The organism is Rhizobium esperanzae, from assembly GCF_002204185.1.
Taxonomy (GTDB): domain Bacteria; phylum Pseudomonadota; class Alphaproteobacteria; order Rhizobiales; family Rhizobiaceae; genus Rhizobium; species Rhizobium esperanzae.
On record NZ_MXPU01000007.1, the window covers coordinates 194,259 to 207,567 of the forward strand.

Genomic DNA, 13,309 nt, shown 5'->3' on the forward strand with positions numbered 1-13,309 from the left:
AGCTGTGGCGTCCGGCGGCGACCAAAAGCAGAGGTCTTGCTGGCTGTTACCCGCCGACGGATTGATACGATAGAGTTTATGTGAAGCGGTGCGGCATCTTAGCCCCTCCCCCTTGTGGGGAGGGTTGGGGACGGGTTTTTGGCTCAGCGAATGATCAACGCCGTCCCAAATAGCCCCAGCGCAAACACTGTATGCGCGAGCAGATTGAAGCAGCGGACCTTCATCGGCTTCGGATGTTTCGAAGCCGCCCAGCCGAGGCCGAGGCCCGGCTGCAGCAGGAACCACCCTGCCCCGACGGTGACGATGCCGAAAATCCAGGCGGGAAGAAATGTCGGTGCGGCGAGCCATCCCTCTCCCATGATGAGCGCAAAGATCACGCCATAGAGAATGCCGACGGCGTAGTGGCTGATCCAGCCGAGCGCGAGTTCATTCGCATAAGGCGCTGCATCGGCGATGTTCTCATGAAAGACCTTGCCGCCACCAAGATGCCAGAACCAGCGGCCGACCGGCGCCCAGTTCGGCGGCGTCTGGCCGAAGACCTTCGTGAGCACAATCGCCCAGAGGTCCATGAGGATGGTTGCGCCGGCGCCGATCACCAGACCGCGCCACAGAATATCGAACATTGGGAATCACCGGAAAGCGTTGCGATTGCAGAGGCGGTAGAAAACCATTGCGGACGCACTTGCGCAATGGTTTCGGCAAGACCTTCGCGGAGACACACGGCAAAGCGCCGCGTTCGACGGGGCCGTTGCTCCATCATCCGCAAAAAGGCATCGGTGCGACCGCAAATTGATGCTTTTCGCAGGTAGCGTTATTCCCTACTCACTGTCTCGAACGGCAATGAGAGGCGAACGGCAATGACAGTGCCATTTTACTGGAACGAGTTGGTCAGCGACGACTTCGCCGGACTGTCTCCCGACACCACGATCGCCATCCTGCCGATCGCCTCGACGGAACAGCATGGGCCGCATCTGCCGATCGCGACCGATGTGGCCATCGCCGAAGGCATGCTCGCCGAATTGCGCAAGCAGAAACCCGTCGATCTCGATTGTCTGGTGCTGCCGACCCAGGAAATCGGTAAGGCCAATGAACATATCTATGGTCCGGGAACCCTGTCGCTCGGCGCCGAACTGCTCATCGCGGTCTGGACCGCGATTGGCGCAAAGGTTGCCGAAGCCGGCATCCGCAAGATGGTGATCATCAATTCGCATGGCGGCAATGTCGATATCATGAACATCGTGGCGCGAGAGCTGCGCGTGCGCTACGCCATGGCCGTCATCTCCACGCAATGGGGCCGCTTCGGTCACCCCGGGGGCATGATCAGCGAGCATGAGCTGAAATACGGCATCCATGGCGGCGAGGTGGAAACGTCGCTGATGCTGCATTTCCGGCCTGACCTGGTACGGATGGAGAAGGCGCAGAATTTCAAATCCAAGGCGGTATGGATGCGGGAGCAATCGAATTACATTCAGCCACTGCCGCCGCATTCGCTCGCCTGGATCGCCCACGATCTCAATCCCAACGGGGTCGTCGGCGACGCGTCGCGCGGGACGGCCGAAAAGGGCGAAGCGATCTGCCGCCATCAGGTCAAGGGCTTCATCGAACTGCTCTGCGACCTGAAGCGCTATCCGCTTTCCAGTCTTTATTCCAAGTAGGGCCTGCCGAACCGCGGCTCAGATCGCGACGGAAGTATCCGCCGCGATGTGCCCCTTGGCCTGCAGTTCCTGCACGAGGCCGGCCAGCTCGGCCAGGAGATATTCGACGAACAGGCTGGTGGCGGAGTCGAGCGGCGCGCGGGCGCGGGCAAAAAGCTTCATCGGCTGGTGGCGCGCATGCGGCTCCGCGATCGGCCGGAAGACCAGTTCGCCCTGCCGGCATTCGGTGATGACGTCGAGCGGGTTCAGGATCGTTAGCCCCGCCCCCGACTTGACCAGTTTTTTCAGCATCTCCGAGGCATTGGTTTCTAGCACCGGCTCGACATGCACGTCGAGGCGCGCCAAAGCCAGATTGATCACGTCGCGCAGGCTGGTCCCTTGCTGCGCCAGCACCAGGCGCTCCTGGACGATATCGGCCAGGTTGATCGGGCCGGGACCGATCAGATGGTGACCGGGTGGCAGAACCACGCCGATCGGAATGTCGAAATTGCCGAGCGTGCGGATGCCGGGCGTTGCCGGAATATTGAAGCCGAGGCCGATATCCACCTCACCTGAAAGCACCGGGTTGACCGTCATCGTGCCGGCGTCGTTCCGCAATTGCATGAAGACGCGCGGATGTTCCGACTGGAAGCGGGCGATGATTTCCGGCAGCGGCCCTGCCGCAAGGCCGACGGTTGTCACCAGCCGAACCTTGCCCGCCTGCTGCATCTTCAGGCTGCGGATACGACCCTCCAGCCGCTCGTAGTTCTTCAGCACCTCGCGGATATGTTCGATGCAGAGTTCGCCGGCGGCGGTCAGCCGCAGCCCGCGCGGCAAGCGCTCGAAGAGTGGCGCGCCCATTTCCTCCTCCAAGGCCAAAATCTGCCGGTTGATCGCCGAAGACGCCACGTTCAGTCGTGCCGCCGCCTTGCGGATCGAGCCCGAACGCGCGATCTCGTTGATATAGAGAAGCTTTCTGGAATGCAGCATCAGAACCTCGTTGCACAAATATAAGGCACGCAGCGCAAAATTGGCACAGGCTTTCGGTGAGATGCCGAAAAGGCATCATTGCGCACGAAATTTGATGCTTTTCAAAGAGCAAAGCAACGGCTCCTATGAAGAAAATCGGACGTCGCCGCGACGGCTGCGAACTCAGAAGGGGAACGTTGATCATGCCCATGACAAAAAAGAACAGGGTCTTTTCCGCATTGGCCGGGCTTGGCGGCATGATTGCCTCCATCGCCTGTGCTCAGGCGGCCGACAAGGTCACCTATGGCACCAACTGGCTGGCGCAGGCCGAGCATGGCGGCTTTTACCAGGCGGTCGCCGACGGCACTTATGCCAAGCACGGCCTCCACGTCACCATCGTCCAGGGCGGTCCGAATGCGGCCAACAGCGCGCTGCTGATCTCCGGCAAGATCGATTTCTACATGGGCGGGCCGCAGGGCGAGATTTCGGCCGTCGAACAGGGCATTCCGCTCGTCGACGTCGCGGCGATCTTCCAGAAGGATCCGCAGGTGCTGATCGCACATCCCGATGCCGGCATCGAGAAATTCGAAGATCTCGCCAAGCTCAAGACGCTGTTTCTCGGCAAGGACGGCTATCTCACATATTTCGAATGGATGAAGGCGAATTTCAAAGGCTTCAGGGACGAACAGTACAAGCCCTATAATTTCAGCCCGGCGCCGTTCCTTGCCGACAAGGATTCCGCGCAGCAAGGTTATCTCACCTCGGAACCCTATGAGATTCAGAAGCAGGCCGGCTTCGAGCCGAAAGTCTTCCTGCTCGCCGACAACGGCTACTCCCCTTATTCGACGATGATCACCACCACGCAGGCGATGATCGACAGCAGGCCCGATGTCGTCCAACGCTTCGTCGATGCCTCGATCGAAGGCTGGTACCACTATCTGTACGGTGACAACACCAAGGCCAACGAGCTGATCAAGAAGGACAATCCTGAAATGACGGATGGTCAGATCGCCTATTCCATCGCCAAGATGAAGGAGTACGGCATCATCGAATCCGGCGACAGCCTCGACAAAGGCATCGGCTGCCTGACCGAGGCGCATTACAAGGCCTTCTTCGACGAAATGGTAGCGATCAAGGTGTTCAAGCCGGAGACGGATTACACCAAAGCCTTCACGACGAAATTCGTCTGCAAAGGCACCGGAATGGCGATGAAGAAGTAAGCCGAAGACCCCGTCGGAGATCCGCCTCATACGGCGGATTCAATTCCCTGATGAACGAGACAGCCAATGCCCCCAGCAGAAGCTCAGGCCCTATCCCCGAAAGAGTTGCGCAAACGGCCGCTGGTCGTCATGCAAGCTGTTTCGAAAGTCTTCTCCAGCGGAACCGTTGCCCTTTCGGAGATGTCGCTCACAGTGGAGAGCGGCGAGTTCATCAGCCTGCTCGGCCCATCCGGGTGCGGCAAGTCGACGGCGCTGCGGATCATCGCCGGGCTCGGCGATGTCACGTCGGGCGCGATCGACTGGCCGAGTTCTCGGATCAACTCCAAGGGTCTTCCGGAAGGGGATATCGGTTTCGTCTTTCAGGAGCCGACGTTGATGCCCTGGAAGACCGTGTTCGACAATGCTCATCTGCCGCTGAAGCTTCGACATGTCTCCAAGAGGGCGGCACATGATCAGATCGTGGAGGCGCTGACCACCGTCGGCCTTCAGGATTTCGCCAAGGCCTATCCGCGCGAACTGTCTGGCGGCATGAAGATGCGTGTCTCGATTGCCCGGGCTCTGGTGACGAAGCCGAAGCTGCTACTGATGGACGAGCCCTTCGCGGCTCTCGACGAGATCACCCGACAGAAGTTGAATGATGACGTGCTCAGGCTCTGGAAGACGACCGGCATCACCGTCATCTTCGTCACCCATTCGGTCTTCGAATCCGCCTATCTCTCCAACCGCATCGTCGTGATGAAGGCAAGGCCGGGGCGTGTACATGCCGATCTGCCGCTGATGACCAGTCTGGGACGCGACGCCCGTTATCGCACTTCGGAAGAATACCGCAAAGCCTGCGAGACGGTCTCGCACGCGCTCATCGGAGCGATCAACGCCGCGGAGGATCGTCGATGAGTGACGAAAAATCCGCGGCGCCGCTGTTTGTCAAAGCGACTTCAAGCGCCGGGCGCCGCGAACTGGCGCTGCGCGTCCTGACGCCCTTGCTGGTCATCGCGTGCCTGGTCCTGGTCTGGTATGCCTATGTCAGACTGTCAGGCGTGCCGCCCTATATCCTGCCCGGCCCGGCGGCCGTCGCCAGCACTTTCGTCACGGATTGGGGTACGCTTGCCCCTGCCCTCTGGGTCACCACCAAAATCACGCTGATATCGTTGATGCTGGCGCTGGTCGGTGGCGTCGGCTTCGCGATTTTCCTGGTGCAGTCGCGCTGGATCGAACTCGCCTTCTATCCGCTCGCCGTCATTCTTCAGGTCACGCCAATCGTCGCGATTTCGCCGCTGATCCTGATTTATGCGCCGTCAACACAGGTGGCGCTTCTGATCTGCGCCTTCCTCGTCGCCTTTTTCCCGATTCTTTCGAATATGGTTCAGGGCCTGAAAAGCGTCGATCACAATCTCATCAATCTGTTCGAGCTCTACGGCGCCTCGCGCTGGCAGACGCTGCTCTTTCTCAAGCTCCCGGCTGCCCAGCCCTATTTCATGACCGGCCTCAGGATTGGCGGCGGCCTTGCACTGATTGCTGCCGTCGTCGCGGAATTTGCCGCAGGCTCGGCGGGTGCGGGCTCAGGCCTCGCCTTCCGGCTTCTCGAAGCGCAATACCGGCTCAACATTCCACGACTCTTTGCGGCCCTGCTGATGCTCTCGCTGCTAGGTGTGGCGATCTTCGCCGTCACCTCCTTCATTTCGTGGCTTGCCCTGCACCGCTGGCACGAGAGTAGCCTGAAACGGGAAAACTGATGACCTATTCCTTCATTTCACCGCCCAATTCCGGCCGCTTCGTGCTGAGCAATGCGACCCTGCCTAGCGCCGCCGTCACCGGTTATGAGGCGCCTATTGTCGAGGGGCTCGTCAGGGCCGATATCGTCATCGCCGACGGCATCATTGCCGATGTACTGCCGCCCGGCGAAGCGCCCGTGGAACTGGCGAAGTCCGACCTGAAGGAGAGCATGGTCTGGCCTTGCTTCGCCGACATGCATACGCATCTCGACAAGGGTCATATCTGGCCACGCAACGCCAATCCGGACGGCACCTTTCCGGGAGCGCTGGAGGCCGTGCGTGCAGACCGCCAAGCGAACTGGTCGGCTGGCGACGTGAAGAAGCGCATGGAGTTTTCCCTGCGCTGCGCCTACGCGCACGGCACAAGCCTCATTCGAACCCATCTCGATTCGCTGGCGCCACAGCATCGCATTTCCTTCGAGGTCTTCGCCGAGATGCGCGAGGCCTGGAAGGACAGGATTGCATTGCAGGCGGTGGCGCTCTTTCCGATGGAAAATATGGCGGATGCCGCCTATTTCGCCGAGCTTGTCGCCGTTGTCCGCGACAAGGGTGGCCTGATGGGCGGCGTCACCCGGATGAGCCCGGATCTCGACAGCCAGCTCGATACGCTGTTCAGAGCGGCGGCCGATAATGGCTTTGATGTCGACCTGCATGTTGACGAGACAGACGATCGGGGCGCTGAAACACTGAAGGCGATCGCGCAAGCCGTGTTGCGCAACCGTTTCGACGGCAAGGTGACGGCCGGCCATTGCTGCTCGCTCGCCCGGCACGACCAAGAGACGGCAAAGCGCACAGTCGCACTCGTCGCCGAGGCCGGTATCGCCGTCGTTTCGCTGCCGATGTGCAACATGTATCTGCAGGACCGCTACCCCGGCCGCACACCGCGCTGGCGCGGCGTTACCCTGTTCAAGGAATTGGCCGCGGCCGGCGTGGCAACGGCGGTCGCCTCCGACAATACCCGCGACCCCTTCTATGCCTATGGCGATCTCGACCCCGTGGAGGTGTTCCGCGAGGCGGTCCGCGTCCTGCATCTCGACCATCCGCTGGATACGGCGGCGCGCGTCGTCACCACCTCACCTGCCGATATTCTCGGCCGGCCCGATAAGGGGCGCATCGCCGCCGGCGCCTCGGCCGATCTGGTGCTCTTCAGCGCCCGGCGCTGGAGCGAATTTCTTTCCCGTCCGCAGTCCGACCGCGTCGTGCTTCGCCGCGGCAAGGTGATCGACCGCCGCCTGCCGGACTACCGTGAACTCGACAGCGTCGTTGGAGCCTGACATGCCGGATTATCAGTCGATCAAGAAAGAACTCGAAGGCATCGCCATTGAAGACAATCCGGCGCTGGTGCGCCAGAAGAGCCGTGATTTCTACTGGTATTCACCGATACTGAAGGCGCAGCTGGACAACGTGACGGCCGATCTCGTCGTCACGCCAAAAAACCAAGAAGAGGTCATCCGGACGCTGAAGGTTGCCTTCGCGCATGGCGTGCCGGTCACGCCCCGCGGCGGCGGCACCGGCAATTACGGCCAGGCGATGCCGCTTTCCGGCGGCATCGTGCTGAATCTGGCGGCCATGGACAAGATCAAGGAAATCCATCCCGGCCGCGTGATCTGCGAGCCTGGCATCATCATCGCCCAGCTCGACAAGCAGACCAAGGCCCATTCCGGCCAGGAGCTGCGGTTCCACCCGTCCACGGCGCAGATGGCAACCGTCGGCGGCTTCATTGCCGGCGGCTCCGGCGGCGTCGGCTCGATTACCTGGGGCGGCCTGCGCGACCTCGGCAATATCCTGCGCCTGCGCGTCGTCACCATGGAAGCCGAGCCACGTGTGCTCGATCTCACCGGCTGGGATCTGCAGAAGGTCAGCCATGCCTATGGCACCAACGGCATCATTACCGAGATCGAAATGCCGCTGGCGCCGGCCTATGATTGGGTGGACGTTCTCGTCGGCTATGACGACTTCATGGCTGCCGTGCGCTTCTCCGATGCGCTCGCCAAATGCAACGGCATCCTCGTTAAGGAGATCGCACCGATCGCCGCACCCATACCGCACGACTATTTCAGCCGCCATAAATCCTATATCAGCAAGGGCCAGTCGGTGGTGGTGCTGATGATCGCGCCGCATTCCATGGATGCCTTCCTCGCCTTTGCCGCCGCTCATAAGGGCGAGATCATCTTCCGCTCCGACAGGGTCGAAAGCATGAAAGGCATTCCGCATGCCTATGAGCTTGCCTGGAACCACACGACTCTGCGCGCTCTCAAGGTCGACCCCAACTTCACCTATCTGCAAGTGCAGTATCCGGGGCCGGATCATGTGGCCAAGGTCGCCAAGATGGTGGAGATCTTCGGAGATGAAGTGCCGGGTCATCTCGAATTCATCAAGTTCGACGGGCAGATCCAGTGCTCCGGCCTGCCGCTGGTACGCTACACCACGGAGGCGCGGCTCGAGGAGATCATCAAGATCCACCAGGATCACGGCTGCCCGATCTTCAATCCGCACCGCTACACACTGGAGGAAGGCGGCATGAAGCGCACCGACAAGGTGCAGCTCGCCTTCAAGCACCAGACCGATCCGCGCGGGCTGCTGAACCCCGGCAAGATGATCGCCTGGGAGAATCCGAATTTCGATTTCAATGCCGGCAAGAACTATCTGTTTCCAGGGCTTGCGAGCGTCATGGAGGCCTGATGAACGTTCTCGTCCTACATTCGCATCCGGTTGAGGAAAGCTACGGCAAGGCGCTTTACAAACAGACCCTGGAAAGCCTTCGGAAAGCCGGTCATGCCGTGGATGCGTGCGATCTATACGCCGAGAAATTCGATCCCGTTCTCTCACGCAACGACCGGCTCAGCTATCACGACTATCCCGCCAATTCTGATCGGGTGAAACCCTATGTCGAGCGGCTGAAGCAGGCCGAAGGGCTGGTGCTGGTGACGCCGATCTGGAATTTCGGTTTCCCGGCGATCCTGAAGGGCTATTTCGACCGCGTCTGGCTTCCCGGTGTTTCCTTCGATCTCGTCGATGGCAAGGTCGAATCGCGGCTGCGCCATATCAGAAAGCTCGCAGCGGTTCTGACATACGGCGCCACGCCGTTTCGCGCCTTCGCAGCCGGCAATCCGCCGAAGAAGATCGTCAAACGTGTGCTGAGAGCGCAGATCAACCCGCTAAGGCCGGTCACCTTTCTTGCGCATTACGACATGAACAATTGCACACCGGAGACACGGGCGAGGTTTCTGGAAAAGGTGAAGATGGCGATGGAGCGTTTCTAGATGAAGAGGATCTTCAATCCCTCCTCCGTTCGCCTCCCATTCGGAAATTACAATCACGGTTTGCTGGTCCCACCGGGCGCCTCGTTGCTCGTAACCTCCGGGCAACTTGGCATTAGCCTCGAGGAGGAGGTGCCGGAGGATGTCGGCGCGCAGGCAGAACTTTGCTTCGAGGCGATCAAGGCGATTCTTGGCGAGGCGGAGATGAGTTTTGCCGACGTTATTCGCATCTCGGGTTTTGTGACAAAGCGCGAGCACTTCGCAGATTATATGGAGGTCCGGGATCGATACACGCTCGAGCCGAAGCCGACCTCGACGCTAATCGTCGTCGGTGGCTTCACCCGCCCCGAATTCCTTGTGGAAGTCGAAGTTACGGCCGCAAAAGTATTTTGACACAAGACGCTTTCTGCGGCTTACGGGCGCTGACGCTTATCTTGCCGCTGATCTCATCTGCGAATTTGCGCGTCAGCACGTACCAATTCATTGAGATCGTGTTGTCCAAGCTTTCGAAGATCGCGCGTCCGATGCTTTCGCGTGCGGCATCGATGCGGTTGGCCATCGAAAGACGACTTGATTTGCTCTTGCCGGGCGTCGCCAAGGCGAACGAACATCCAACCGGAACGCCTGACACTCTGGGGGCGGAAAACGCAAGATGAGGTGTCATATCGATTGGCGCCAAGCTCTTGCGCTCCTCTGAAATTTAGCCAAAAATACTGATCGAATACTTGTGCTCCGACAGCAATCCAGTGTCCTTTACGCATTCATTCGATAAATCAACATTGAGTGCGGATTTCACAGCGTGGCAGCGGCAATCTGCCTACCAGGACTGAACAATACGAATTTGTTTCATTGGCGGCATGGATGCGACATGTCTTTCGTGGAATCGCAAGGTGACAGAAAGTATCGGACCAGCGAGCGAGTGGGTGGGCTTGTTGATTGCTCATCGCTACAGGTCGAGCTCAGACATTTCGATCCGGGCTGGCAGGTCGACCTTACACTCGAATGCACGGAAATAGCTGTCCTGCTCTCGGGGCAGTCGAAGATCAGGTGGACGGGTGACGGCCACAGGCGGGAGGCGATTGCCCGCCCCGGTGTCGCTTGGGTTTGTCCGGCGGGTGTCCATGAGAGTGCCGTGGAAATCATGGGTACCATGCCCGAGTCCCTCCACATCTTTCTACCGCCGTCGCTCGTCGGTGAGAGCGCACTTTCAAACTTCGACATCGATCCGGCCAAGGTGCAGCTCGCCTATGCGGGAGGCGTCCCCGATCCCATGGTGCTGCAGTTCGGTCAACTCTTTCGAGGTTTGTTGAACAGAAGCCTTGAACCGACTGATCGCCTCTATCTGGACGGCATTCAGACGGCGCTGGCGGCGCACCTGCTCAGCACCTATTCGTCTGTTCGCCGGCAACCTGCCGCACGGGCGCCGACTGTCGACCCAAAAAGGCTGCAACGCGTCTTCGATTTCATTGAAGCCCGCATCGCAGCCGAAATCTCGCTGAATGACCTTGCTGCGGAGGCTTGCCTCAGCCCCTTTCATTTTGCCAGGATGTTTCGCAAGGCTACTGGGCTGACGCCGCATCGCTACGTCACCGAGCGACGGATCGAGGCGGCCAAGGAAAAGCTGCGGCTCGCACGGTCATCGCTCGCGGAGATCGCGCTCGATACCGGCTTCGGCTCGCAGGCCAATTTCACCCGTGTCTTCCGCAAGATGACCGGCTTGACGCCTGGCCAATTCCGCGCGCTCATCCGCGGTTAGCGCGTTCCGCCTGCCGGAGATAGTTCGCCGTTCGTGCGTGCCTGCACGCCGGAGCGCAAGATTTGCACAAAGCGCAGCAAGAGCTGAAAATACTTCAAAACCGGTTCCGCCTATACACCTGTCTCATCGAGCGGGGAGCGCCAGCCCCTGAACGAAAAGAGGAGACAGGAGATGTTTACCATTGACGAAGCTCGCAGGATCATCGCCGCAGGTGAGGCGCGGGCCAATGAGATCGGTGTGCCGGTCAATATCGCGGTCCTGGACGCCGGAGCCCATCTCAAGGCGTTCAGCCGAATGGACGGCGCAGTGCTCGGCTCGATCGACCTCGCTATGGGCAAAGCCCGGACGGCCGTCTTGTTTCAAACCACAAGCGAGGCCGTCTGGGATTATTGCAAGCCCGGGGCTCCCGCCCATGGCCTCGAATTGTCCAACGGCGGCCTCGCTCCCTTTGCCGGCGGCATCTCGCTTTTTGCCCGCGACGGCACGGTGATAGGCGCCGTTGGCGTTTCCGGCGGAGCGGTTCCACAGGATCTCGAAATAGCCCAGGCAGCGGCTGCAGCCGCCGCGTGATGCTGCGGCGACACTTGATTTCGACCAACCCGAACCATCGAAAGGAATGTCTCATGACCAAGACCATTTTGATCACCGGCGCAGGCTCCGGCTTCGGCAAGGGTGCCGCCATCGGCATGGCCAAGAACGGCCACAGCATCATCGCAACCACGCAGGTTTCCTCGCAGGTAACGCCGCTGCGTGAGGAGGTCGCCGCCCTCGGCCTGAAGAACATCCGTGTCGAGCGACTCGACCTCACCGATCCCTACGACATCAAACAGGCGCAGGGATGGGATATCGACGTTCTTTGGAACAATGCCGGTATGGGCGAAGCCGGCCCGGTTTGGGAAATCCCGATCGAACTTGTTCGCAAGAACTACGAAGTCAACGTCTTTCTGCCGCTGGTGCTGACTCAGGGCGTCGTCCAGAGATGGGTGCGCGAAGGCAAGAAGGGCAAGGTGGTCTTCACCTCCTCGATGGGCGGCCTCTTCACCCCGGCCAACTGGGGCACCTATGTCTCCACCAAGCACGCGTTGGAATCGATCGCCGAGGCACTGCAGCAGGAACTCGCCCCTTATGGCATCAAGGTCCAGACGATCAATCCGGGCGCCTATTACACCGGCTACAATGAGACGATGGCGGACAATCCGTTCCGCTGGCTGGATGACAGCAAGAACTTCACCAAGCGCGCCGATCTGCGAAAGGGCTTCGACGATTTCTTCGCGACGCCCGAAGGTAAGATGGACCCGAAGGAAATGATCGACCGGATGATCGAAGTCGTTCCGGCCGACACCGGCAGGTTCCGCAATGTCGTTCCGAAGGTTATCGAGGACATGCTGAAGGAGCATCAGCTGAGAGCTTGGGAAAACCAGATCTGAGCAGATTTCTAGCGGCGAGCCCGCAAGCGACACCCGGCCAGCGGGTGTCGCCCCACTCACTCGACCCTCTGGAGATAACCATGTCCCACACCGCAACGGCAGCCATCTGTCGGCCGCAATCCCTGACCAGGCGCGTCTTCAATGCAATCCTCGGCATCGCCACCACCATCCTTGCTCTGGGCGGGCTCGAAGCTCGCGCCGCAGCCCAGTCTCTCACCGAAACCGAACGCCGCAACAAGGCAGCCGTCGAGGCTGGCTTCGAAGCCTGGGCGGCCGGCACAGGCAGCCCTTATGACCTCCTCGCCGACGACGTCCGCTGGACAATAGAGGGCTACTCGCTGGCATCGAAGACCTATCCAAGTCGCGAGGCATTCTTGCGTGAGGTGATCCACCCGTTTAATGCCCGAATGAAGGCGCCGCTGAAGCCGGCGATCCGCAACCTATATGCCGACGGCGACACTGTGATCGTCTTTTTCGACGCCCGTGGCATCGCCCGCGACGGAGAGCCATACGCAAACACCTATGCCTGGTTTCTCGACATGCGCGACGGACGTATCGTCCGTGCCTCGGCCTTCTTCGATTCGGTCGTGTTCAACGCGTTTTGGACCCGTGTGACGCCGGCCGACTAGCGTTTTCCAGGTCAGAACCAAACTTGCCGTTCCTAGGGGCGCGGCGGGCATCCTGCACCATATCGCTGGGTGCCCGACGCCTTCTCTGCGCTTTAGTGGAAAGTTTAACAGGAACGGCAGTCATACCGATCAGCCGCCCAATTCCTGCGGTTTCTCCGCGCCCTTATCGATATCCCCACCGATGTCCTGAGCAAATTTCCGCATCAGCCGCACCAGTTCATTGAAGTCGTGTTCGTCCCAGCTTTCGAAGATTGCACGGCCGATCTTTTCGCGAGCGGCGTCGATGCGGTCGGTCATCGCCTTGCCTTTCGCGCTGATGACGGCCTCACGCACGCGGCGGTCGGACGCACTTCCGCGGCGCTCGATGAGATCAAGGCTTTCGAGCTTGGCGACCTGGCGGCTGACCGTGGTGTAGTCACGCCCGGCCCGGTCGGCGAGTTCGACCACGCCGATCGGACCGAGGCGCTCCACCGTCACCAGCAGCGGAAACAGGGCGCGATCGAGCGAAATGCCCGCCTCGCGGACCATCTGCTCGTCGCGCTGGGGTCGGTTCATGACACTGACGATCTCGATCAGCGATCCATGCAACTCCCGTAGTTTTTCCGATATATGTGTATTTTGCACATTTTTTCTTGACGTCAT

The 13,309-nt window shown here is 60.1% G+C and carries 16 protein-coding genes; 12 read left to right on the forward strand and 4 right to left on the reverse strand.

What is annotated here, in order from left to right; all coding sequences use genetic code 11:
- Positions 1-143: 143 nt before the first annotated feature.
- A complete protein-coding gene (locus B5E41_RS12845; protein ID WP_088394088.1) occupies positions 144-623 on the reverse strand; it encodes a DUF2938 domain-containing protein in 480 nt (159 codons plus the stop codon).
- A 234-nt stretch (positions 624-857) separates the two neighbouring features.
- Here B5E41_RS12845 and B5E41_RS12850 point away from each other — a divergent pair, with 234 nt between their 5' ends.
- The gene (locus B5E41_RS12850; protein ID WP_088394090.1) at positions 858-1,655 is read left to right on the forward strand and encodes a creatininase family protein; all 798 of its coding nucleotides are present in this window, start codon (positions 858-860) and stop codon (positions 1,653-1,655) included.
- A gap of 18 nt (positions 1,656-1,673) precedes the next feature.
- On the opposite strand, the gene B5E41_RS12855 is transcribed toward B5E41_RS12850, so the two are convergent.
- Positions 1,674-2,624, reverse strand: coding sequence for a LysR family transcriptional regulator (locus B5E41_RS12855; protein WP_011425315.1), 951 nt, complete (start codon positions 2,622-2,624; stop codon positions 1,674-1,676).
- 182 nt (positions 2,625-2,806) lie between these two features.
- Between B5E41_RS12855 and B5E41_RS12860 the strand changes: the two genes are divergently transcribed.
- The 7 genes from B5E41_RS12860 (at position 2,807) to B5E41_RS12890 (ending at position 9,248) form a co-directional block, all read left to right on the forward strand.
- On the forward strand, positions 2,807-3,823 hold the full coding sequence (locus tag B5E41_RS12860; RefSeq protein WP_088394343.1) for an ABC transporter substrate-binding protein: 1,017 nt from the start codon (positions 2,807-2,809) through the stop codon (positions 3,821-3,823).
- Positions 3,824-3,889: 66 nt separating this feature from the next.
- Complete coding sequence (locus B5E41_RS12865; RefSeq protein ID WP_088394092.1) at positions 3,890-4,717, forward strand: ABC transporter ATP-binding protein; 828 nt, start codon at positions 3,890-3,892, stop codon at positions 4,715-4,717.
- Complete coding sequence (locus B5E41_RS12870) at positions 4,714-5,556, forward strand: ABC transporter permease (protein ID WP_088394094.1); 843 nt, start codon at positions 4,714-4,716, stop codon at positions 5,554-5,556. The genes B5E41_RS12865 and B5E41_RS12870 overlap by 4 nt, the downstream gene beginning before the upstream one ends.
- A complete protein-coding gene (locus B5E41_RS12875; RefSeq protein ID WP_088394096.1) occupies positions 5,556-6,869 on the forward strand; it encodes a cytosine deaminase in 1,314 nt (437 codons plus the stop codon). The genes B5E41_RS12870 and B5E41_RS12875 overlap by 1 nt, the downstream gene beginning before the upstream one ends.
- Before the next feature lies 1 nt (position 6,870).
- On the forward strand, positions 6,871-8,277 hold the full coding sequence (locus tag B5E41_RS12880) for an FAD-binding oxidoreductase (protein ID WP_088394098.1): 1,407 nt from the start codon (positions 6,871-6,873) through the stop codon (positions 8,275-8,277).
- Positions 8,277-8,858: an NAD(P)H-dependent oxidoreductase gene (locus B5E41_RS12885; RefSeq protein ID WP_088394100.1), complete on the forward strand. Its 582-nt coding sequence runs from the start codon at positions 8,277-8,279 to the stop codon at positions 8,856-8,858. The genes B5E41_RS12880 and B5E41_RS12885 overlap by 1 nt, the downstream gene beginning before the upstream one ends.
- Positions 8,859-9,248: a RidA family protein gene (locus B5E41_RS12890; RefSeq protein ID WP_088394102.1), complete on the forward strand. Its 390-nt coding sequence runs from the start codon at positions 8,859-8,861 to the stop codon at positions 9,246-9,248.
- Here B5E41_RS12890 and B5E41_RS31265 read toward each other — a convergent pair.
- Positions 9,226-9,534, reverse strand: coding sequence for a hypothetical protein (locus B5E41_RS31265; RefSeq protein WP_141098764.1), 309 nt, complete (start codon positions 9,532-9,534; stop codon positions 9,226-9,228). The genes B5E41_RS12890 and B5E41_RS31265 overlap by 23 nt on opposite strands.
- A 189-nt stretch (positions 9,535-9,723) precedes the next feature.
- On the opposite strand from B5E41_RS31265, the gene B5E41_RS12900 reads away from it, so the two are divergent.
- The 4 genes from B5E41_RS12900 (at position 9,724) to B5E41_RS12915 (ending at position 12,667) form a co-directional block, all read left to right on the forward strand.
- A complete protein-coding gene (locus tag B5E41_RS12900) occupies positions 9,724-10,611 on the forward strand; it encodes a helix-turn-helix domain-containing protein (protein WP_088394106.1) in 888 nt (295 codons plus the stop codon).
- A 171-nt stretch (positions 10,612-10,782) separates the two neighbouring features.
- Positions 10,783-11,181: a GlcG/HbpS family heme-binding protein gene (locus tag B5E41_RS12905; protein WP_088394108.1), complete on the forward strand. Its 399-nt coding sequence runs from the start codon at positions 10,783-10,785 to the stop codon at positions 11,179-11,181.
- A gap of 53 nt (positions 11,182-11,234) precedes the next feature.
- Positions 11,235-12,038 carry an SDR family oxidoreductase gene (locus tag B5E41_RS12910; RefSeq protein ID WP_088394345.1) on the forward strand — a complete coding sequence of 268 codons (804 nt, stop codon included), beginning with the start codon at positions 11,235-11,237 and terminating at the stop codon, positions 12,036-12,038.
- A gap of 80 nt (positions 12,039-12,118) precedes the next feature.
- The gene (locus B5E41_RS12915; protein WP_088394110.1) at positions 12,119-12,667 is read left to right on the forward strand and encodes a nuclear transport factor 2 family protein; all 549 of its coding nucleotides are present in this window, start codon (positions 12,119-12,121) and stop codon (positions 12,665-12,667) included.
- Positions 12,668-12,796: 129 nt separating this feature from the next.
- On the opposite strand, the gene B5E41_RS12920 is transcribed toward B5E41_RS12915, so the two are convergent.
- Positions 12,797-13,309, reverse strand: coding sequence for a MarR family winged helix-turn-helix transcriptional regulator (locus B5E41_RS12920; RefSeq protein WP_088394112.1), 513 nt, complete (start codon positions 13,307-13,309; stop codon positions 12,797-12,799).